The sequence below is a fragment of the Pragia fontium DSM 5563 = ATCC 49100 genome, from assembly GCF_900112475.1.
In the GTDB taxonomy this organism is placed as follows: domain Bacteria; phylum Pseudomonadota; class Gammaproteobacteria; order Enterobacterales; family Enterobacteriaceae; genus Pragia; species Pragia fontium.
Genome location: NZ_FOLW01000003.1, coordinates 1 through 20,680, shown reverse-complemented (window position 1 = coordinate 20,680; position 20,680 = coordinate 1). Strand labels below are relative to the sequence as shown.

Here is a 20,680-nt window from a genome sequence, read left to right as displayed (position 1 = left end):
GTTAACACATTAATGCAGTATGGAATCGATGCAAATAAAGCGGATTCCACGGATAAGGCATAACTTTTACGTTAGGTTTGTGAAGTCAGTATGAAATAGCCTGATAATAAACATTATCAGGCATAGGCTGAGTTTTAAACCCGCTTACTCATCATCAAATTGCGGACCGGCATAATTATCAAAACGCGACCACTGACCGTGGAAGGCTAAACGCACAGAACCAATTGGGCCGTTACGCTGCTTACCGAGAATAATCTGAGCTACGCCCTTTTCTTCACTGTTTTCGTTATACACTTCGTCACGATAGATAAACATAATCACGTCGGCATCCTGCTCAATCGAACCCGATTCACGTAAGTCGGAGTTAACCGGACGTTTATCCGCTCGCTGCTCCAGACTACGGTTAAGCTGGGATAGCGCAATCACCGGCACCTGAAGTTCTTTTGCCAAGGCTTTTAAAGAACGGGAAATTTCGGCAATTTCCAAGGTTCGGTTATCAGACAATGCCGGAACCCGCATTAATTGCAGGTAGTCAATCATGATCAGGCTAATGCCACCGTGTTCACGGAAAATACGCCGGGCACGGGAACGAACTTCCGTCGGCGTCAGACCGGAGGAGTCATCAATATACATATTGCGTTTTTCCAGCAAAATTCCCATAGTGCTGGAAATGCGCGCCCAATCTTCATCATCCAGTTGACCGGTACGGATTTTGGTCTGATCGACGCGAGAAAGGGAGGCTAAAATACGCATCATAATCTGTTCGCAGGGCATCTCCAGACTGAAGATCAGTACCGGTTTATCCTGCATCATGGCTGCGTTTTCACACAGGTTCATGGCGAACGTGGTTTTACCCATGGACGGACGAGCAGCAACAATGATCAGGTCAGACTTTTGGAACCCAGCAGTTTTTTTATCCAGATCAACAAAGCCGCTGGATACGCCAGTTACCCCATCATGAGGGCGCTGATACAGCTGTTCGATACGGGATACCGTCTCTTCCAAAATCTGATCGATGCTTTTGGGGCCTTCATCTTTATTACTGCGGCTTTCCGCGATCTGGAAAACCCGAGATTCGGCTAAATCCAGCAAATCTTCACTGGTACGCCCCTGAGGATCGTAACCGGCATCAGCAATCTCATTGGCTACCGAAATCATCTCACGCACAACCGCACGTTCGCGCACGATATCCGCATAAGCACCGATGTTGGCCGCACTTGGTGTGTTTTTCGACAATTCAGCCAGATAGGCGAATCCACCCACCTGATCGAGCTCACCTTTTTGTTCCAGTGACTCTGATAAAGTAATCAGGTCGATTGGTTTCCCTTGCTCCAGCAAGCGCTGCATTTCAGCAAAGACGGTGCGGTGTGGACGACTGTAAAAGTCATTCGCCGTAACCCGCTCAGAAACGTTATCCCAGCGTTCATTATCCAACATCAGGCCACCGAGCACCGATTGCTCGGCCTCAAGGGAATGAGGTGGCATCTTTAGCCCTTCCATTTGACGGTCAATTGACCGCTCAGTACGGAAGTTTTGTTTATTATTAAAAGGTGTTTTGCCTGCCATGGGGTTGTCAACGATCCGATTACGGTTACGATTAAAAGAGAACAGTCATTCAGTATACGCGATGATAGCAACTGACCCAACGATCAACATGGCTGTTATACTAAATTTAAATGATATCGGCTAATAATCCTTCACTATCCCGGAGTATAGACTATGGCTAAGCGTATCGAGTTTTCCGTCACCGGCGGGCCTGATGTACTGAATTATGTAGATTTCACTCCCAGAGAACCGGCTGAACATGAGGTTCTGGTTGCCAATAAAGCAATTGGGATTAACTACATCGATACCTATGTCCGCAGCGGTTTATACCCTCCGCCATCGCTTCCTTCCGGTTTAGGGACTGAAGCGGCAGGTGTCGTAGAGAAGGTTGGCGCTGGCGTTACACATATTCACGTGGGTGACCGCGTGGTTTACGCGCAGTCAGCACTGGGCGCCTACAGCGAATATCATTGCGTACCCGCGGATAAGGTCGCCAAACTACCCAATGCCATCTCTTTTGAGCAGGCCGCCGCTTCTTTCCTAAAAGGACTCACCGTCTATTACCTGTTACATATGACCTATAAAGTTAGGCCGGGAGAAACCATCGTGTTTCATGCCGCCGCAGGAGGAGTCGGTCGAATTGCCTGTCAGTGGGCTAAAGCGCTGGGGATAAAGCTTATTGCTACCGTTGGCTCCGCGGAGAAAGCCGAGCAGGCCAAACGAGATGGCGCCTGGGCAGTCATTAACTATCGAACAGAAAATATTGCCGAAAGAGTCGTGGCTCTGACCAACGGTGAAAAAGTCAATGTGGTCTATGACTCGGTTGGTAAATCAACTTGGCTGGCATCATTAGACTGCCTGAAGCCTCATGGTCTGATGATCAGCTTCGGGAACTCCTCTGGCGCAGTCACTGGCGTGGACTTAGGGATTTTGAATCAGAAAGGCGGACTGTTTGTCACTCGACCTTCCCTTGGCAATTACATCACCACGAAGCAACTATTGCAGCATGCGGCTAACGAACTATTTTCTATGATTGCCAGCGGTGCCATTAGCGTTAATGTTCCATCGGAACAACAGTTCCCGTTGAAAGATGCCGTAAGGGCTCATAAAACCCTGGAAAGTCGGGCGACATCAGGTTCATGCTTGTTAATCCCCTAATACCACTGAACGCCGGTAGTGATTAAACGCCGGCGCTGCTTTATGATGTGCCCAGACAACTGACATACGGATATCCGCCATGGGAATACAAGCCTGCTATACCGCTATCAGCGAAAATGAATTGAGTAACCTGATCGAACTTAACGAGCAAACCTTGCTTGATGAATTAGAAGAGCTTGAGGAAGAAAACGATACGCTGGATATCGGCAAAATGTGGGATGGGCTGCACTTTATTCTTACTGGAACCTCTGCCAGCACTCCGTTAGAAGACAGTCCTTTAAGCGATGCTATCGTGGGCGTGCATGTGATGGATGAGGAGAATTTTATTGCCGCCATCGGTAATAATGAACTGCCAGAAATTATCGCTGCGCTGGAAACAGTGGATCTACCATCGCTGAAAGCTCAGTTTAATCCTCAGCAGCTAAACGATAATGATATCTACCCGGACATCTGGCTTTCACAGGATAAAGATTCTTTGTTCACTGAGCTGGAGCAAGCGCTGACGGAACTGTTGCATTTTTATCGCCGCTGTCTTAGCGATGATAAACACGTGGTGGTCGGTATTTACTAATTTTTATCCTCTGCGCAGGTAGCAACCGTTGCCTGCGTATCTCTGACAATTTCGTCAACAAAACTATTTTCTACTTGACCTAGAGTGCACTCTAACCTTTAAGGTGGTACCACTTCTCACGAACAGGTCTGTTATATGAAAATCGGTACGCTGGCCAAAAGAACCGGACTCACGGCGCATACCTTACGTTATTATGAACGTCTCGGCTTACTGCCTCACGTTCACCGTGACGCTTCAGGTCAGCGCCACTACGATGAAGCCACCCTCAATCGCATAGATTTTCTTAGCAAAATGAGAACCACCGGCATGCCGCTACGCGATATGCTGCGCTATGTTGAATTGGTTGCAGCGGGTTCCGCAACTGAAGATCAACGCCGTATGCTACTGGAAGATCACCGTGAAAATGTCCGTGCCCGCTTAGCTGAACTGCAAAACTGCCTGCTGGTCCTTGATAAAAAAATTAGTGGCTACTGTAGCCACCCAACTCACGATAAGACAGGAGATTCCAAATGAAATACGTTCGTTTTGGCTCTACCGGCATCAAAGTATCCCCACTCTGTCTCGGCTGTATGACTTACGGCAGTCCGCAATGGCGCGACTGGGTCTTGGACGAAAACGCCACCAGACCTTTTATCAAGAAGGCGCTGGATCTCGGCATTAACTTTTTCGACACCGCCGATATGTACTCCTTAGGCGCTAGCGAAGAAGTGCTTGGTAAAACGCTATTAAGCGCGGTGCCGCGAGATGATGTGGTGATTGCCACCAAAGTCTTTCAGCCAATGAGTGATAACCCAAACGATCGCGGTCTGTCACGTAAACATATTCTGAAGAGTATTGATGCGTCTCTGAAACGTCTGGGCACCGATTACGTTGATCTCTATATCATCCATCGTTTTGATCCAGAAACCTCCATTGAGGAAACCATTGAAGCACTGGATACTGTGGTTCGTTCAGGAAAGGCTCGCTATATTGGCGCTTCTTCGATGCATTCATGGCAATTTATGCGGATGTTAGCGCTACAGGAGCAACACGGGCTGGCTAAATTTGTCTCCATGCAGAATCACTATAATTTAATTTATCGTGAAGAAGAGCGAGAAATGTTGCCACTGTGTAATGAAATGGGGATTGCCGTCACGCCGTGGTCACCGCTTGCCCGCGGCGTCCTCACCGGCTCCAGAAAAAACCAAACCCTCCGCGCCACCACCGATGACCCGGCTCATAGCTGGTATAACCATCAGGCTGAGGAAGATGCCATTGTCGCTGCCGTTGAGCAGGTTGCCGCCGGACGAGGTGTACCTCCGGCTCAGGTTGCACTGGCTTGGGTAAATAGCCGCCCGGGAATTACCTCTTCGATTATCGGAGCCAGTAAACCCCATCATTTGGATGATGCAGTAGCGTCTTTGTCTCTCATGCTGAGTGATGAAGAGGTCTCGATTCTGCAAGCACCTTATCGCCCGAGGAATTTGGCTGGGCACGAATGAGTGCTATCTTTTGCCCTTTTTATTAAGCGCTGGAATTCAGCCGACAACTGAGTGAGGGAGCACGCCCATCAAGGATGATGGGCGAAGGCGCGGGGGTGCTGGGGGCGTTCGCCCTTAACGCACCCTGCTCGGCCACGTGCACCCAAGTTGATTTTATTCTCTGTACTAATTGTGGACGAAACCTTTGCTGTCATTAAGCTTAACTAACAAGCAGTAAGCCCAGAAGCTATCTTCACTCTCTTACTCAAACTCAACTAACTATCCTTCCCCGTCACCAAAGCCAGCGCTTGCCGCAAAACCTCAACATCGGCACCGGCCTTATGAGCATTCTCACTCAAATGTCGGCGGAACTGGCGTGCTCCGGGTATTCCCTGAAACAGTCCCAGCATATGGCGAGTTATATGACCAAGATAGGTGCCTTTGGACAGCTCCTGTTCAATATAAGGGTACATCGCCTCTACCACATCGGATGCCTGACGAATATCTCCCTCAATGCCGAACAACTCGCGATCTACTTGGGCTAGTATCCCCGGATTTTGATACGCTTCCCGGCCCATCATGACGCCATCAACGTATTGCAAATGTTCTTTAGCCTGCTCCAGGGTTTTAATACCACCGTTAATCGCAATAGTCAGATGAGGGAATTCCTGCTTCACTTGATAAACGCGCGGATAGTCCAACGGAGGTATCTCACGGTTTTCTTTCGGGCTCAAGCCAGAAAGCCAAGCCTTACGCGCATGAAGCGTGAAGTTATCACAATCACCCTGCTCTGAAACCACAGTGATAAAACGCTGAAGGAATTCATAACTGTCAGAATCATCAATACCAATTCGGGTCTTTACCGTCACTGGAATCGACACCGCGTCTTTCATCGCTTTAACACAGTCAGCCACCAGCTCGGGTTCTGCCATTAAACAAGCGCCGAAACGACCGTTCTGTACTCGATCGGAAGGACAACCGGCATTCAGATTAATCTCGCTATAGCCTAAGGCCTCAGCCCGCCGGGCGCACTCAGCCAGCGCCTGCGGATCGCTGCCGCCCAGTTGTAGTGCTACAGGTTGCTCTTCCTGGCTATAGGCCAGATAGTCACCTTTGCCAAACAGTATGGCGCCGGTAGTAATCATTTCGGTATACAGCAGAGTCTGCCCACTCAGCAAACGATGAAAATAACGGCAATGACGATCGGTCCAGTCAAGCATCGGTGCAACGGAAAAGCGCTGCATCGGGTAAGGATGTGTTTTATCAGAATTCATTATGAATTAACGGCTATCAGATAGTTGTTTCTGTTGATAAATAAATTTAAGGGAATTAACAGAATATATAGGGCACATATTCTACCATAGAAAAAACAGATCTCAGCTATAACTGACCGGACTTAATCCTCAGCGGATAGCGAAGCCCTATCGATTACCGCCCTAAGCATGGTAGAATCTATAGCAAGATGGTCAATAAAAGAGATAACAATGAAATCGATCAATATTGAGTTAATGTTGGCTAAAGTTCAAAAGCTCTGTGAACAACGCGCCGTGCGGTTAACGCCACAGCGTCAGTTAGTCCTACGTTTGATGGCCGAACAAAAAAATGCGATTAGCGCTTACGATTTATTAGACCTGCTGCGTTTATCTGAACCTCAGGCCAAGCCGCCAACAGTTTATCGCGCCCTCGACTTTTTATTAGAACAAGGATTCATTCATAAAATCGAGTCGACAAACAGCTATGTCGTGTGCCATCACGTTGGCGAACCACTGCATACTTCAGCCTTATTTATCTGTGATAGCTGTGGATTAGTGACTGAATATCATGCACAAGGCATCGATCGGTTATTAGAAGAGTTAGCGGAGAAAAGTCATTTTACTATTCAGCACAGCGTGTTAGAAACACACGGTGTTTGTTCTAAGTGTGTAAAAGCCTAAGTAAGTTATCTGTATTAATTATTATTAATTAATATTTAAATCATTATTTTAGAATACCCCACGATTTCATTTATTGTGTAAAAATAGTCATAACGCTATAAAGTTAAATGAATTATTTTATTATTAACAATAGACCTCATATCGATAAATATTTAATTAACAATAGGTTAATCAAATTAAAAACCCCTTTACCAGAGAAAAAACATTAAAACCAACATATAAAATCAAATTACTCAATTGAATCAGGATATCATCCTATTCGTATTTTTTATTTTATTCCCCCGTCAATAAAGGATATATTCTCATCATACTAACTATAAGTAACCTCGATCATTAATCACTATGCTATTCCCCTAATGTTAGGGGTAATTTTCCAAGGAAAACAACAATGAAGCAGTTTATATGGGCGCTTCTGACCATTGCAGGGACATTATCAAATACCCCTGCCAGGGCGACTGATGAGCTCATGAAACTTATTGATGATAATCAGCATCATACTTCCGTACAAAACTGGACGGAGATAACGGGCCTACCCGGTCAACTATCGGACAACTGGGAACTGGTAGAAACCGATCTGTCATCTATTTGGCTGTTAAAAAATGAAATTGACCCAAATCTGCTGGGACGAATCTCCGCTCAACAGTTAGAAGATAGCGTTCAGTTGAAAGATGAAGTTGACGCCATTGCCGAAAGCTTTGAGTTTCAATCAGCCAAATTAAAACGCAGTACCGAGGTTTATGGTGAAGTCTCAACTGAACAGCTTGAGGTCAGTACCAAAGACGGGAATCAGGATATCTCCGGTATATTTGTACTCATGAACTATCAGAATAAACTTTATACTTTGCTATTAACCAGCCATTACGATATTGCCCGACTAAAACAACATAAAAATAATTTAATGGATGGCATTTTTCTGACGAAGAAATAATGTCCAATATATTGCAGCAATAAAAAAGCGCCCAAAGGCGCTTTTTTGTATCGTACTTCTGCATCAGAAGCCAATCAGTATAAAATTACATCCAATCGCCGTTGCGAATCACGCCAACCGCAAGCCCTTCGATGGTCAGGCTTTGCTCGCGTAAATCAACCTCGATAGGTGAAAACTCTTCATTTTCAGGTAATAGCTGGACAACGTTACCTTGTTTCTTCAAGCGCTTAACCGTCACTTCATCATCAATTCTGGCAACCACAACCTGACCGTTACGTACATCTTGAGTTTTATGTACCGCCAGTAAATCACCGTCCATAATACCAATATCTTTCATTGACATACCGCTAACCCGCAGCAAGAAATCAGCATGAGGTTTAAACAAAGCAGGATCAACTTGATAGTGGTTTTCAATATGTTCCTGCGCCAGCAACGGTTCTCCTGCAGCCACACGCCCAATCAGCGGCAGCCCCTCTTGCTCGGTTTCCATCAACAGACGAATACCCCTTGAAGCACCGGTAACAATCTCAATAACGCCTTTACGCGCCAACGCTTTCAAATGTTCTTCAGCCGCATTAGGCGACTTAAACCCCAAAGTTTGGGCAATCTCAGCACGAGTTGGAGGCATACCTGACTGACTGATATGGTCACGAATCATGTCATAAATTTGCTGCTGTCTGGCGGTTAATGCTTTCATCTCTGGATTCCCTCAACCTGTTTTTATATACAGTTATGCTGTGAGTATATACAGGTATCCACTGGATGGAAACCTTAAAAAGATATATTTATGAGATAACTCAGAAAAAATGACTATAAAGAATGCTCACCCAAACAAACAGAGCCAGAAAAATCGTGACCAATACTGCCGCAGAGCCCATATCTTTAGCCCGGCCTGACAACTCATGACGCTCGGTGCCAATGCGATCAACCACCGCTTCAATCGCGCTGTTAATAATTTCAAAAATCGCGATCAGCACCACTGAGCTAATTAATAAAATACGTTCGATAACCGTCACATCCAGCCATGTTGCCAGCGCTATTGCCACCACAACCAGCACCGTTTCCTGACGGAATGCGGCCTCATTCTGCCACGCGGCACGCAATCCTTTCCATGAGTATCCCGCTGCTTTAATAATGCGGGTTAGCCCCGTTGCCTGATTCATTTAATGACGTCCTCTAAAAAATTCTAACCAATTTTAGCAATTATCAGACATCACATCATCACAGATTACGTATAGTTCTGTTATTCTTACAATTCACTATTTATATGAGGCTCGCAATATTTATGTCTGGTTGGCGTAAACTTTACTATAAGCTATTGAATATACCTATAAAAATGCTAGTTCGTAGCAAATGTATCCCTTCCGATCCCGTGGCTGAATTGGGATTAGATACCACACGCCCGATACTCTATGTTCTGCCCTATAACTCAAAAGCGGATTTATTAACCCTACGGGCCCAATGTTTGGCTCAGGAGTTACCCGATCCGCTAGAACCTTATGAAGTTGACGGTCAATTGCTGCCCCGTTATGTGTTTACTCATGACGGCCCACGGTTATTTAGCTATTACGCACCGAAAGAAGAATCCGTCAAACTGTTCCACGACTATTTGGATTTGCATCGCAATCATCCAGATTTAGATATTCAAATGGTTCCGGTATCGGTGATGTTTGGTCGTTCTCCTGGCCGTGAAGGTCATGGAAACACTGGCGCTCCTCGCCTACGCCTATTTAACGGGATTCAAAAATTCTTTGTTGTCCTGTGGCTTGGTCGCGATAGCTTTGTGCGTTTCTCTCAACCCGTGTCATTACGCCATATGGCGAACGAACATGGCACCGACAAGAGTATTGCGCAAAAACTCGCCCGCGTTGCGCGCATACACTTTGCCAGACAGCGTTTGGCGGCCACCGGTCCGAAACTGCCAATGCGTCAGGATCTGTTTAATAAACTGTTAACCTCTAAAGCCATTGAAAAAGCGGTAGAAGAAGAAGCAACGGCCAAAAAGATCTCTCTCACCAAGGCGAAACAAAACGCCGTGGATATTATGGAAGAGATCGCCGCCAACTTTAGCTATGAAGGCCTACGAGTAACCGATCGCGTCTTAAGTTGGACCTGGAACCGCCTCTATCAGGGTATCAATGTCCATAACGCCGAACGTGTACGTCAGTTGGCACAAGATGGGCACGGTATCGTCTATGCGCCAAGCCATCGCAGCCATATGGACTATCTGCTGCTCTCTTATGTGCTCTACCATCAAGGGCTGGTACCGCCGCATATCGCCGCAGGTATTAACCTGAACTTCTGGCCTGCTGGCCCGATTTTCCGCCGTTTGGGCGCTTTCTTTATTCGCCGTACTTTCAAAGGCAATAAACTTTACTCCACCGTATTCCGTGAATATCTCGGTGAGCTGTTTAACCGCGGCTACTCCGTTGAGTATTTCGTTGAAGGTGGGCGCTCACGTACCGGTCGTTTGCTGGAGCCGAAAACCGGCACCCTTTCCATGACCATACAGGCCATGCTACGCGGCGGTAATCGTCCTATCACCGTAGTTCCGGTTTATATTGGTTATGAGCACGTAATGGAAGTGGGTACTTACGCCAACGAGCTACGCGGTGCCACCAAAGAGAAAGAGAACTTGTGGCAGGTTGTGCGCACCATGCGTAAGCTGCGTAACTTGGGAATGGGCTATGTTAACTTCGGTGAACCTATTCCACTGATGACGTACCTCAATCAGCATGTTCCGGACTGGCGTGACGCTGTCGATCCGATAGAAACCCCTAGACCAAACTGGCTAACGCCAACGGTTAACCAGATCGCCAACCGGCTGATGACCAATATCAATAATGCGGCAGCGGCCAATGCCATGAACCTGTGTTGTACCGCATTACTGGCCTCTCGCCAGCGCGCCTTAACCCGTGAGCAGCTACTTGAGCAGCTCGACTGCTATACACAGCTACTGCGTAATGTTCCTTATGCAAAAGATGCCACGGTGCCATCCAGTACCCCTGAGCAAATGCTGGAACACGCGCTGAAAATGAGTAAATTTGAAGTCGAGAAAGATAACGCAGGTGAAATTATTGTCCTACCGCGCGAACAAGCGGTGCTGATGACCTACTATCGCAATAACATTCACCATATGCTGGTTTTACCATCGTTGATTTCCAGTATTGTTATGCATCACGACAGTATTTCTCGTCAGGAAATTATTGAACAGGTCGCTCTGATCTATCCATTACTGCGAGAAGAGCTTTTCATGCACTACGATGCAGAAGAGCTACCTGACGTCATTGAAACACTGATTAATGAGCTGGAACGGCAGAAGCTGATTAAAACGCTGGCGGATGGCCGACTGGTGCTTAATCCCCCTCGTATACGTGCCCTACAGCTGTTGGCCGCCGGCGTTCGGGAAACATTACAGCGTTATACCATCACCCTATCGTTGTTACGTAATAACCCGAGCATTAATCGCGGTATGCTGGAAAAAGAGAGTCGCCTGCTGGCACAGCGTCTCTCGGTGCTGCACGGTATTAATGCGCCGGAGTTCTTTGATAAAGCGGTATTCTCTACGCTGGTCGCAACACTACGCAGCGCTGGATATATCAATGACGTTGGCGATGCCATTCCTGAAAATATTCAGTCGATGTACGACATGCTGACCAGACTGATGACGCCAGAAGTGAAATTAACCATCGAAAGCGTCACTGAAGCATCGGTTGAGCCAGCAACACCGGAAGAATAGACCGTAGCGCAAAATAAAATGCCGGCAGGTTATGATGAACCTGCCGGCATTTTTTATTGTCAGAAAAATAAGCATCCGACTTTGATTTAATCACCTCTTCAGCCGATGGTAAGATCCATCAGCAAGCCGAGGAAAATCACTAAACCAACATAGTTATTATTCATAAAAGCTTGAAAGCACTTCTCTCGCTCACGCCCGGCAATCAGCTGCTGCTGATAAACAAACAGCGCGCTCACCAGCAGTAAAGACCAATAAAATGGCCCACTCAGCTGATTTAAATAGCCAATCCAAGCCAGTAGCAATACCGTCGCTAACTGGAGTAAACCGATAATTATTTTATCGTAGCGGCCAAACAGAATAGCGGTCGATTTAATACCAATTTTTACATCATCATTGCGATCAACCATGGCATATTGCGTATCGTAAACCACAGTCCAGCAAATATTCACCAACAGCAGTAGCCAACAGCTCAACGGTAGCGCATCGCTAACGGCGGCATACGCCATGGGGATTGACCAGCCAAACGCCATACCCAAAATCACCTGAGGAAGATGAGTAAAGCGCTTCATAAATGGGTACATCCAGGCAAGGATCACACCGGCGACAGAAAGTAAAATAGTCAGTTTATTCAGCGTCAGAACCAAAAGAAAAGAGATGGTGACCAACACCAAAAATAGTATCTTGCTCTCTTTTTCCGTTACCGCTCCGCTAGGCATTGGACGAGAACGAGTACGTTCTACGTGGCCGTCAAAATTGCGGTCGGCAAAGTCATTAATCACGCAGCCGGCGGCGCGCATCAGAAATACGCCGATGATAAAGATAACCAAAATATAAACATTTGGCGTCTCTTTTCCAGCCAGCCACAAAGCCCAAAGCGTTGGCCAGAGCAGGAGTAACGCGCCAATTGGCCGATTAATACGCATCAAACGGCAGTAAGCCAGCCATTTGCCTTGAGTCACATTTTCCCCCATTAATATAACGGTGCCGACGGTAAAAAAATTTCTGTCAATAACAGAGGCTTACCAGATAAACATAAGCGGGAGCGTCGCCCCCACAGGTCATCAAACAATGAAACCTGGATGTAATCTCGTTCTAATTCTGCATGACTGAACAAATAACGCCCTAAAGGCATATCACCCAACGCAGTCAAACGTTGCTCGGGACCACACAGCGTTTTTTCGGGTACGACAGTACGCGCCCATATCCACGGCATGGTATCACCAAACAGCAGAATTTCACGTATCCAATAACGTGTATCTACCGGTAATTCTGATATTTCTTTCCCTAAAAGGTCAAAGGATACATACCCTTCAAACAGTGGCTTAACCATCACGTTCTGACAATACCGCTCGCAGCGGCTGGTCATAGAATCTTCTTCCAGCAACCAGTCAGAAACTGATTGAGTCAATAAGTGCGCTGCCGACGAATCCCAGTTTCGATCTTTCCAGTTTGGCGCAGAAAGCGTCTGGTTCACCATGGTAACACCCTAATATAATCAGTTCTGATAACCAATTGGCTATAAAGAATTAGGCGGTTATTGTAACGTAAAATAGCCCTCAGCAAACACTGAAGGCTTCATTTTTAGAACTATTTTTTAACAATACGTCAATAATCTGACGGAGGTTTACTCACGCTTTAATCGATCGGTGTTCGCCAGATAAAGCGCAATCACCAGTATCAAGATAGCACCGGAGTAGATCAGGGTATCAATGGGATCTTTATGATCGACAATGATTAAGCGAATAATCGCCGTTATACCGATATAAATAAAATAACGTAGCGGGAAGTGATAACCACTCTGAAAATACTTGACGATCAAGGCAATAAATTCAAAATATAAAAAATAGATGACGATGCCTTCAATCAATAAATAACTGGAAGACTGGGCTGAGTTAACAAAGAGTACCTGAATCAATGAATAGGTTTCTTTACCAAGGAAAACAATAAGAATAATTGCCAACACCAGCAGCCAAAAATTTAATATTGTTTGCAGTATTCTGCCCACGAAAGTCGCTCGCTTAAGGTTATCCTGCATAGTTTTTCCTTCATTTCACAATAAAGCGGGAATACATTTTATCCCCGCATTGTTACTGATTAACGACCCATTAACGCCATTGCTTAAACGTATTAATCAAACCGTTAGTTGATGAGTCGTGGCTGGAAACCGACTGATTACCAGAAAGCTCCGGTAAAATACGGTTAGCCAACTGTTTGCCCAACTCTACTCCCCATTGGTCAAAGCTAAAAATATTCATGATCACACCTTGAGTGAAAATCTTATGCTCATACAACGCAATAAGCGCACCAAGACTATAAGGCGTTATCTCTTTTAGCAGAATAGAGTTAGTCGGACGATTGCCCTCAAATACTTTAAACGGAACAATAGCTTCAAAGTCAGCAGCTTGCTGTCCAGCTTTGACAAACTCTTCACGTACTTCATCGGCGCTCTTACCAAATGCCAACGCTTCAGTCTGAGCAAAAAAGTTGGATAGCAGTTTAGCATGATGATCGCTCAACGGATTATGACTGTGAGCCGGTGCAATAAAATCACATGGAATCAGCTTAGTACCTTGGTGAATAAGCTGGTAGAACGCATGCTGACCGTTGGTACCCGGCTCACCCCAAATAATCGGACCAGTTTGGTAGCTCACTTTATTACCATTACGGTCAACATACTTACCGTTGGACTCCATATTTCCCTGTTGGAAATAGGCGGCAAAACGATGCATATACTGATCGTAAGGTAAGATGGCCTCGGTTTCCGAACCATAAAAATTGTTATACCACAGACCAATCAGCGCCAACGTGACCGGCAGGTTCTTCTCTATTGGCATATCGGCAAAGTGACGATCCATGGCATGAGCACCGCTCAGCAACTTCTCAAAGTTATCAAAGCCGATCGATAGCGCAATCGACAGACCAATGGCCGACCACAGAGAATAGCGCCCACCAACCCAATCCCAAAACTCAAACATATTGTCGGTATCAATACCAAACTCGGCAACCGCTTTGGCATTGGTCGACAATGCAGCGAAATGTTTAGCCACGTCCTTCGGTTGACCGACGCTCAGAAACCAGTCACGCGCGGTGTGGGCATTGGTCATGGTTTCCTGAGTGGTAAACGTTTTAGAAGCAATCAGAAATAAGGTGGTTTCCGGATTCAGGGTCTTAATCGTTTCTGCAATATGCGTTGCATCAACGTTAGACACAAAATGCATGGATAAATGGTTTTTATATGGACGTAAAGCCTCAGTGACCATATAAGGTCCGAGATCCGAACCACCAATACCGATATTGACGACATCAGTGATGGCCTTACCGCTGAAGCCCTTCCATTCTCCGCTGATAATGCGCTGACAAAAGGCTTTCATCTTAGCCAGTACCGCATTCACTTCCGGCATAACATCTTGGCCATCAACCAAAATCGGCGTATTAGAGCGATTACGTAATGCAACATGCAATACTGCGCGATCTTCGGTACGGTTTATTTTTTCACCGCTGAACATGGCCTTAATCGCACCGGTCAGATCGGATTCTTTTGCCAATTCCCGCAACAGCGTCAGCGTTTTATCGGTGATGCGATTCTTGGAGAAATCGATCAACATCTGATTATCAAACGTTGCTGAAAAGTGAGCAAACCGGTTACTGTCCTGAGTAAATAAATCACGAATAGTAACGTCTTTCATCTCTGCAAAATGCTGATTAAGCGCCTGCCATGCGGCTGTTTCCGTCGGGTTAATACTTTTCATCATTGGACCCTTCTACATAAAATAAAGATAAAATTTGCATCGATTGTATCCCGTTTACCTGTGAATTAGATGACTTTCACCAATAGCCAAAGGCTATCATGTTCACACTAAGGCTGACAGGATTCAGCAAAAAATTCATATTTCAAATTATAGACAGATAATCAAAGAAAATACCTAAAATTACCGCTATTCACCTTGCCAGAATGCATCCGATTTGAATCGTTCATCAAGAAAATTGAGTAAGGCACGTAATGCCAGCGACATATAATTACGCGAAGTATAAATGGCATATACCGATAGCGTCTCTAGCTTATACTCCGGTAGGATAACCTCTAATGTGCCATCAATAATTTCATTTTTTACCAGATAAGTAGGTAATAACGTGACCCCTACTCCCGCTAATGCCGCCTGTTTCAACACCATGGCTTCGTTAGCACAAATCCTGCCCTTAATCGGTATTCGAATCATTTTACTCTTATCCAGAGGATCATAGAAAGACCAAGAGTGGGTACTAAATTGCGAATGCGTCAGACAGGTATGCTGGGCTAAATCATCCGGCGTTTGCGGGCGAGCGGTTCGGTTAAGGTATTCCGGTGAGGCACAAACAACGGAATGACAAAGGGCAAGTCGTTTGGCAATGATACCCGGTTCCAGAGTATTGGTAATGCGAATAGCCAAATCAATTCTTTCATCCACCAGATTAATACTGCGTTCCAGCAGTTGGATATCGATATTGACCTGAGGATAACGTAACGAATAGTCGGCGATCACCCCAGACAGATAGGCCTGACTAAATGATTGACTACAGGTGATGCGTAAAGCCCCTTTCGGTTCCGATGAATGATCCAGTTTACCCGCCAGCATCTTTTCTTGTACCTGCAGCATCTGCCGACAGTCAATTAAGGCTTCCTCACCTGCCGATGTCAAACTCAGGCTACGAGTAGAACGATGCAACAATCTGGCGCCGAGCCAACGTTCCAATTCGGCAAGATAACGTGAGGCCGTCGCTCGGGTTAATCCCAACCTTTCTGCAGCCGCCGTTAAACTACCGCGCTCGACGGTTTCGACAAATACCTGCATTGCCGTTAATCGGTCCATTTATTCGCTCACTTTCTGCAACAAACTATTATTGAATAGACTATATTTAAAACAATAAAAAGCAATTAAAGTTGTCCCGTCAAATTAATCGAACAGCGATATCGCCAATAGCGTCAAGCCAATGGATAAAACAGCCCAGGAGAGTCCCATGAAGTCCAAATTATTATTTAGCCTGTTACTGCTTACTTTTTCTCTGGTCGGCCACGCTGCCACAGAGAACCAACAGGAATTGAACAAACAAGTTGTGACTAAATTTTATCAGCAGGCGCTCAACGACAAGGATGGCGAAGCGGCGGCTCACTATTTGGGAAAAGTTTATATCCAACATAATCCCAATGCGCAAGACGGCGTAGAAGGTTTCAAAAAGTATATTGATTATCTGAAGAAAAATTCACCGAACGGCAAAAGCGAAATCAAGCAGGTGTTTGCCGAGGGTGATTATGTGATTCTGCATGTCAAAAGTACTCGTTCACCAGAAGATAACGGACAAGCCATTATTGATATTTTCCGCCTTGAAAACGGCAAGATTGTTGAGCATTGGGACGTGATCCAAGCGATTCCTAAACAATCCGCTAACGGTAACGGCATGTTTTAACCAGTCAGTCTGGTATCAATCTATTAAAAACAAACGGTAGGACAATACGATGAAAGTAGCAATTATTGGTGCCGGTGGTAAAGCCGGTCATAAAATTATGGTTGAGGCACTCAGCCGGGGTCATCAAGTCACTGCAATCGTGCGTGATGCAACAAAAATCACCGACAAATCAGTCAAGATTTTGGAAAAAAGCCTGTTCGATTTAACCGCCGACGACGTGAAGCCGTTTGATGCAGTGATCGATGCTTTTAATGCCCCAGCCGGGCATGAAGAGCAACATCAGAGTTCATTAGCACACCTGACTAAAATATTATCAGGTAACCAACACACCCGTTTATTGGTGGTTGGCGGCGCAGGTAGCCTATACGTTGACGATAAACTTTCGCTACGCGTTGTGGATACCCCTGATTTTCCTGCCGCTTATAAACCAACGGCAAGCAATATGGGCGAAGCGTTTTTACAGTTAAAATCCCATAACGATGTTAACTGGACCTATTTCAGCCCTGCCGCCATGTTTATGGCCGATGGCAAACGTACCGGCCAATTTACGCTGGGTAACGATCGCCTGATGGTGAATGCCGCCGGTGAGAGCACCATTAGCTATGCTGATTATGCCATTGCCATGATCGATGAGCTGGAACAAGGCAAACATATTCGCCAGCGTTTTACCGCTGTTGCTAAATAATCTCATCATTTAGACAAAACCGGGGAAACTATCAGGCTTCTCCGGTTTTTAATCCTCTATATTCACCAATAAGTTAAAAAATAATTATTATAAAAACCGCAAAAAACTTAGCAGCAAACATCGAAAAACCGCCCCTCAATAACGCTTTTATCTATCCATAATCCACAAAACCAAGTAAACCTCCGATAGCCGATTAAAGAAATAAAAAACAAACACATAAACACCATTGACACCGGCTTCAGAACCCGCTATTTCTTAAGGCCTACTTGTGTATCCTAATACATAAGCCAGAAGAGGCGCGTCGTTCAGGTAAAGTGTCAGAGGAACCGGTATCCGATGAAGACACTCCAGGGGATACGACGCCGAGGCAGTTCGCTAACCGGATAAGCGCACCGTCGACCACAAGGGCTGAATCCCTTGGGTTGTCACCCATGTTACCCACAAACATATTGTGGGAATAAGAGTCTTTAAGTAGCATTCGCGCAAACACGTTTGACGCAGCGACAAGCTAGACTCTGGCAAGGTGGAGCGCTTCTGGGTGTACCGTAGTGTTTTCTTCCTACGCTTGCTCCCTGTTTACCGCGCTTCCTTTGTGCCAAGGCTGATGAATTTAAGGGCTATATACTGAGCCCCACCTGACACGAGGAATTATTGATTTATGTCTCAAATCGTTATTGCAAAATTTGGCGGAACCAGCGTGGCCAACAGTGCCGCCATGAACAACTCCGCTGACGTGGTGTTATCCAATCCTGACGTAAAAGTGGTGGTGCTTTCTGCCTCTGCCGGCGTTACTAACTTACTGGTTGCTCTGGCAGAAGGATGTAACCCAGATGTGCGTCAGGAAAAAATCGAACAAATCCGCCAGATTCAGTATCAAATCCTCAATACTCTGCCTGACTCACAGGTTGTTCGTGACGAGATCGATCGCCTGCTGGAAAATATCACCACCCTTTCTGAAGCTGCTAGCCTGGCTACCTCACTGGCGTTGACGGATGAGCTGGTCAGCCACGGTGAACTGATGTCTACCCTGTTATTTGTCGAACTGCTGAGAAGTCGCAAGGTGAACGCCGAGTGGTTCGATGTGCGTAGCGTGATGAAAACCAGCGATCGTTTCGGTAAAGCCGAACCCGAAGTCCAGACGCTTAGCTCACTGTGCCAACAACATCTACAGCCGCGTTTAGCCGACACGCTGGTGATTACTCAGGGCTTTATCGGCAGCGAGTCCAAAGGCCGCACCACCACATTAGGCCGCGGCGGCAGCGACTATACTGCCGCTCTGCTTGGTGAAGCGCTGAACGCCAAACGCGTTGATATCTGGACTGACGTTCCCGGTATTTACACCACCGATCCGCGAGTGGTGCCTAACGCTAAACGTATTGATGAAATTGGCTTTGAAGAAGCCGCAGAAATGGCAACCTTCGGCGCTAAAATTTTGCATCCGGCGACCCTGATCCCTGCCGTTCGTCGGAGCATTCCGGTATTTGTCGGCTCCAGCAAAGAGCCTACCGCTGGCGGTACATTAGTGTGTAATAAAACCAGTCAACCGCCGTTGTTCCGCGCGCTGGCGCTACGCCGTAAGCAAACCCTCCTCACCCTACACAGCCTCAATATGCTGCATGCGCGCGGTTTTCTGGCTGAGATCTTTAACATTCTTGCCAGCCATAATATTTCCGTTGACCTGATTACGACTTCAGAAGTCAGCATCGCGCTGACGTTGGATACCGCGGGCTCATCAACCAATGGTTCCAGCTTGCTAACCAGCGCACTATTAACCGAGTTATCGGCGCTGTGTCGGGTAGAAGTAGAAGAAGATCTGGCGCTGGTTGCTTTGATTGGTAACGAACTGGCAAAAGCCAGAGGCGTGGGTAAAGAGGTATTTGGCGTATTAGAACCGTTCAATATCCGCATGATCTCTTACGGTGCCAGCAGCCATAATCTGTGCTTGTTAGTTCCGGGTGACGATGCCGAACACGTCGTTAAAACCTTACACCATAACCTGTTTGAATAAGGTTATTGCACCATCCTAAAATTGATGGGTTAATAGACGAGTGAGCAACGGGCAACCGTTGCTCACTCATTTTTAATCTGTCGTCTGGAAAATAAATAATAACCACCAGATTAGCAATGAATAACAACATCACATATTAATCATGCACTAATAAGGAAGTATCGATACATGTTAGCCAAGGTTACACGCTTATTCCCATTATGGGCCCTGTTATTATCCTTCTCCGCTTACTACACGCCGGGGACGTTTACCGGTATTGCGCCCTATATCAGCTATCTACTCATGCTGATTATGTTTGCTATGGGCGTTACTCTGCGGGTAAGCGATTTTAAACGTATCGCCACACGTCCTGCTCCGGTGGTTGCCTGTACCCTACTTCACTATCTGATCATGCCGTTAGCGGCGTGGATTCTGGCTAAAATTTTCAGTATGCCAGCCGATCTGGCCGCAGGGATGATTCTGGTGGGCAGCGTTGCCAGTGGTACCGCCTCTAACGTTATGATTTATCTTGCCCGAGGTGATGTCGCCCTTTCTGTTACCATCTCTTCCGTTTCGACTTTAGTCGGGGTATTTGCCACACCACTGTTAACCTATTTATACGTTGATGCCTCAATCGACGTAGATATTTTAGGTATGTTACGTTCTATTCTACAGATCGTGATCATTCCTATCGGTGCAGGTCTTATTGTTCATCATACCTTTACCAATACCGTAAAACGCGTCGAGCCATTCCTGCCTGCATTATCCATGATCTGTATTTTGGCTATTATCAGTGCAGTTGTGGCTAAAAGTCAGGGCCATATTGCTTCAGTCGGTTTTATCGTCGCCATTGCCGTTGTATTACATAACGCCATTGGGCTGTTGGGTGGCTACTGGGGTGGCAAGCTGTTTGGATTTGATGAATCAACCTGCCGCACTCTGGCTATTGAAGTCGGTATGCAGAACTCCGGTCTGGCCGCAACGCTGGGCGCTCAATATTTCTCTGCGGTTGCCGCACTGCCGGGGGCTCTGTTCTCCGTATGGCATAATCTGTCGGGTTCGCTGTTAGCGGGTTACTGGCAGGGAAAACCAACCAAAGATACAGCCGCTAAAGAATAATTGATTATCGTAGGTTGAAAGTAAAAATCCGCCTTCATAGAAGGCGGCATTGCTTTGGCGCCCCTGAGGGGCGTACTAAGCTCGAACCCATAGGGCCCTCGCTTCACATCCC

At 46.3% G+C, this 20,680-nt stretch carries 20 protein-coding genes and 1 riboswitch; of the genes, 11 read left to right on the top strand and 9 right to left on the bottom strand.

Translation table 11 applies throughout. The annotated features are described in order from the left end of the window. Positions 1 to 144: 144 nt before the first annotated feature. The gene (gene dnaB / locus BMZ28_RS05850) at positions 145 to 1,566 is read right to left on the bottom strand and encodes a replicative DNA helicase (RefSeq protein ID WP_047782048.1); all 1,422 of its coding nucleotides are present in this window, start codon (positions 1,564 to 1,566) and stop codon (positions 145 to 147) included. Between the two features lie 153 nt (positions 1,567 to 1,719). Between dnaB and BMZ28_RS05845 the strand changes: the two genes are divergently transcribed. From BMZ28_RS05845 to BMZ28_RS05830, 4 genes are all read left to right on the top strand, one after another. Continuing rightward, positions 1,720 to 2,703, top strand: a complete 984-nt coding sequence (locus BMZ28_RS05845) for a quinone oxidoreductase (RefSeq protein WP_074821547.1) — start codon at positions 1,720 to 1,722, stop codon at positions 2,701 to 2,703. A 79-nt stretch (positions 2,704 to 2,782) separates the two neighbouring features. Beyond that, positions 2,783 to 3,274, top strand: a complete 492-nt coding sequence (locus BMZ28_RS05840) for a YfbM family protein (protein WP_074821544.1) — start codon at positions 2,783 to 2,785, stop codon at positions 3,272 to 3,274. Between the two features lie 135 nt (positions 3,275 to 3,409). Beyond that, positions 3,410 to 3,787: a MerR family transcriptional regulator gene (locus BMZ28_RS05835; RefSeq protein WP_074821540.1), complete on the top strand. Its 378-nt coding sequence runs from the start codon at positions 3,410 to 3,412 to the stop codon at positions 3,785 to 3,787. After that, positions 3,784 to 4,755 (top strand): aldo/keto reductase, encoded by a 972-nt coding sequence (locus BMZ28_RS05830; RefSeq protein WP_074821537.1) that lies wholly within the window; start codon positions 3,784 to 3,786, stop codon positions 4,753 to 4,755. Before BMZ28_RS05835 ends, BMZ28_RS05830 begins: the two co-directional genes overlap by 4 nt. 254 nt (positions 4,756 to 5,009) lie before the next feature. Here BMZ28_RS05830 and dusA read toward each other — a convergent pair whose 3' ends face one another. Continuing rightward, on the bottom strand, positions 5,010 to 6,008 hold the full coding sequence (gene dusA / locus BMZ28_RS05825) for a tRNA dihydrouridine(20/20a) synthase DusA (protein ID WP_074821534.1): 999 nt from the start codon (positions 6,006 to 6,008) through the stop codon (positions 5,010 to 5,012). 210 nt (positions 6,009 to 6,218) lie between these two features. On the opposite strand from dusA, the gene zur reads away from it, so the two are divergent. Both zur and BMZ28_RS05815 read left to right on the top strand, forming a co-directional pair. Continuing rightward, complete coding sequence (gene zur, locus BMZ28_RS05820; protein ID WP_047782054.1) at positions 6,219 to 6,668, top strand: zinc uptake transcriptional repressor Zur; 450 nt, start codon at positions 6,219 to 6,221, stop codon at positions 6,666 to 6,668. 388 nt (positions 6,669 to 7,056) lie between these two features. Continuing rightward, a complete protein-coding gene (locus BMZ28_RS05815) occupies positions 7,057 to 7,596 on the top strand; it encodes a hypothetical protein (RefSeq protein WP_074821530.1) in 540 nt (179 codons plus the stop codon). 85 nt (positions 7,597 to 7,681) lie between these two features. Here the strand turns inward: BMZ28_RS05815 and lexA are convergent, their stop codons facing one another. Together lexA and BMZ28_RS05805 are read right to left on the bottom strand one after the other, a co-directional pair. After that, positions 7,682 to 8,293, bottom strand: coding sequence for a transcriptional repressor LexA (lexA, locus tag BMZ28_RS05810; RefSeq protein WP_047782056.1), 612 nt, complete (start codon positions 8,291 to 8,293; stop codon positions 7,682 to 7,684). Between the two features lie 100 nt (positions 8,294 to 8,393). Next, positions 8,394 to 8,759 carry a diacylglycerol kinase gene (locus BMZ28_RS05805; protein WP_047782057.1) on the bottom strand — a complete coding sequence of 122 codons (366 nt, stop codon included), beginning with the start codon at positions 8,757 to 8,759 and terminating at the stop codon, positions 8,394 to 8,396. Positions 8,760 to 8,881: 122 nt separating this feature from the next. Here BMZ28_RS05805 and plsB point away from each other — a divergent pair, with 122 nt between their 5' ends. Next, positions 8,882 to 11,335 (top strand): glycerol-3-phosphate 1-O-acyltransferase PlsB, encoded by a 2,454-nt coding sequence (gene plsB / locus BMZ28_RS05800; protein WP_074821527.1) that lies wholly within the window; start codon positions 8,882 to 8,884, stop codon positions 11,333 to 11,335. A 98-nt stretch (positions 11,336 to 11,433) separates the two neighbouring features. Here plsB and ubiA read toward each other — a convergent pair whose 3' ends face one another. The 5 genes from ubiA to BMZ28_RS05775 all read right to left on the bottom strand — a co-directional run bounded on the left by ubiA (position 11,434) and on the right by BMZ28_RS05775 (position 16,182). Further along, positions 11,434 to 12,306: a 4-hydroxybenzoate octaprenyltransferase gene (gene ubiA / locus BMZ28_RS05795; RefSeq protein ID WP_047782059.1), complete on the bottom strand. Its 873-nt coding sequence runs from the start codon at positions 12,304 to 12,306 to the stop codon at positions 11,434 to 11,436. Then, positions 12,306 to 12,812 (bottom strand): chorismate lyase, encoded by a 507-nt coding sequence (ubiC, locus tag BMZ28_RS05790; RefSeq protein WP_074821524.1) that lies wholly within the window; start codon positions 12,810 to 12,812, stop codon positions 12,306 to 12,308. The genes ubiA and ubiC overlap by 1 nt, the downstream gene beginning before the upstream one ends. Positions 12,813 to 12,959: 147 nt before the next feature. Beyond that, positions 12,960 to 13,370, bottom strand: a complete 411-nt coding sequence (gene psiE, locus BMZ28_RS05785) for a phosphate-starvation-inducible protein PsiE (RefSeq protein ID WP_074821520.1) — start codon at positions 13,368 to 13,370, stop codon at positions 12,960 to 12,962. A gap of 70 nt (positions 13,371 to 13,440) precedes the next feature. Further along, complete coding sequence (gene pgi / locus BMZ28_RS05780) at positions 13,441 to 15,084, bottom strand: glucose-6-phosphate isomerase (RefSeq protein WP_074821518.1); 1,644 nt, start codon at positions 15,082 to 15,084, stop codon at positions 13,441 to 13,443. Positions 15,085 to 15,270: 186 nt separating this feature from the next. Then, the gene (locus BMZ28_RS05775; RefSeq protein ID WP_047782063.1) at positions 15,271 to 16,182 is read right to left on the bottom strand and encodes a LysR family transcriptional regulator; all 912 of its coding nucleotides are present in this window, start codon (positions 16,180 to 16,182) and stop codon (positions 15,271 to 15,273) included. 148 nt (positions 16,183 to 16,330) lie between these two features. On the opposite strand from BMZ28_RS05775, the gene BMZ28_RS05770 reads away from it, so the two are divergent. The 4 genes from BMZ28_RS05770 to panS all read left to right on the top strand — a co-directional run bounded on the left by BMZ28_RS05770 (position 16,331) and on the right by panS (position 20,568). Continuing rightward, a complete protein-coding gene (locus BMZ28_RS05770; protein ID WP_074821517.1) occupies positions 16,331 to 16,777 on the top strand; it encodes a nuclear transport factor 2 family protein in 447 nt (148 codons plus the stop codon). A gap of 49 nt (positions 16,778 to 16,826) precedes the next feature. Beyond that, complete coding sequence (locus BMZ28_RS05765) at positions 16,827 to 17,462, top strand: NAD(P)-dependent oxidoreductase (RefSeq protein WP_047782065.1); 636 nt, start codon at positions 16,827 to 16,829, stop codon at positions 17,460 to 17,462. Between the two features lie 283 nt (positions 17,463 to 17,745). Next, positions 17,746 to 18,004: riboswitch (Lysine riboswitch) on the top strand. Between the two features lie 116 nt (positions 18,005 to 18,120). Beyond that, positions 18,121 to 19,470 (top strand): lysine-sensitive aspartokinase 3, encoded by a 1,350-nt coding sequence (gene lysC, locus BMZ28_RS05760; RefSeq protein WP_047782066.1) that lies wholly within the window; start codon positions 18,121 to 18,123, stop codon positions 19,468 to 19,470. Between the two features lie 168 nt (positions 19,471 to 19,638). Then, positions 19,639 to 20,568: a ketopantoate/pantoate/pantothenate transporter PanS gene (gene panS, locus BMZ28_RS05755; protein WP_047782067.1), complete on the top strand. Its 930-nt coding sequence runs from the start codon at positions 19,639 to 19,641 to the stop codon at positions 20,566 to 20,568. Positions 20,569 to 20,680 lie beyond the last annotated feature (112 nt).

Coding starts and splice junctions, on each gene's coding strand:
- BMZ28_RS05805 (WP_047782057.1), bottom strand. CDS start 8,759: ATGAATCAGGCAACGGGGCTAACCCGCATTATTAAAGCAGCGGGATAC.
- BMZ28_RS05815 (WP_074821530.1), top strand. CDS start 7,057: ATGAAGCAGTTTATATGGGCGCTTCTGACCATTGCAGGGACATTATCA.
- dnaB (WP_047782048.1), bottom strand. CDS start 1,566: ATGGCAGGCAAAACACCTTTTAATAATAAACAAAACTTCCGTACTGAG.
- BMZ28_RS05770 (WP_074821517.1), top strand. CDS start 16,331: ATGAAGTCCAAATTATTATTTAGCCTGTTACTGCTTACTTTTTCTCTG.
- ubiA (WP_047782059.1), bottom strand. CDS start 12,306: ATGGGGGAAAATGTGACTCAAGGCAAATGGCTGGCTTACTGCCGTTTG.
- panS (WP_047782067.1), top strand. CDS start 19,639: ATGTTAGCCAAGGTTACACGCTTATTCCCATTATGGGCCCTGTTATTA.
- BMZ28_RS05845 (WP_074821547.1), top strand. CDS start 1,720: ATGGCTAAGCGTATCGAGTTTTCCGTCACCGGCGGGCCTGATGTACTG.
- lexA (WP_047782056.1), bottom strand. CDS start 8,293: ATGAAAGCATTAACCGCCAGACAGCAGCAAATTTATGACATGATTCGT.
- dusA (WP_074821534.1), bottom strand. CDS start 6,008: ATGAATTCTGATAAAACACATCCTTACCCGATGCAGCGCTTTTCCGTT.
- BMZ28_RS05765 (WP_047782065.1), top strand. CDS start 16,827: ATGAAAGTAGCAATTATTGGTGCCGGTGGTAAAGCCGGTCATAAAATT.
- BMZ28_RS05840 (WP_074821544.1), top strand. CDS start 2,783: ATGGGAATACAAGCCTGCTATACCGCTATCAGCGAAAATGAATTGAGT.
- ubiC (WP_074821524.1), bottom strand. CDS start 12,812: ATGGTGAACCAGACGCTTTCTGCGCCAAACTGGAAAGATCGAAACTGG.
- BMZ28_RS05775 (WP_047782063.1), bottom strand. CDS start 16,182: ATGGACCGATTAACGGCAATGCAGGTATTTGTCGAAACCGTCGAGCGC.
- psiE (WP_074821520.1), bottom strand. CDS start 13,370: ATGCAGGATAACCTTAAGCGAGCGACTTTCGTGGGCAGAATACTGCAA.
- zur (WP_047782054.1), top strand. CDS start 6,219: ATGAAATCGATCAATATTGAGTTAATGTTGGCTAAAGTTCAAAAGCTC.
- BMZ28_RS05835 (WP_074821540.1), top strand. CDS start 3,410: ATGAAAATCGGTACGCTGGCCAAAAGAACCGGACTCACGGCGCATACC.
- plsB (WP_074821527.1), top strand. CDS start 8,882: ATGTCTGGTTGGCGTAAACTTTACTATAAGCTATTGAATATACCTATA.
- pgi (WP_074821518.1), bottom strand. CDS start 15,084: ATGAAAAGTATTAACCCGACGGAAACAGCCGCATGGCAGGCGCTTAAT.
- lysC (WP_047782066.1), top strand. CDS start 18,121: ATGTCTCAAATCGTTATTGCAAAATTTGGCGGAACCAGCGTGGCCAAC.
- BMZ28_RS05830 (WP_074821537.1), top strand. CDS start 3,784: ATGAAATACGTTCGTTTTGGCTCTACCGGCATCAAAGTATCCCCACTC.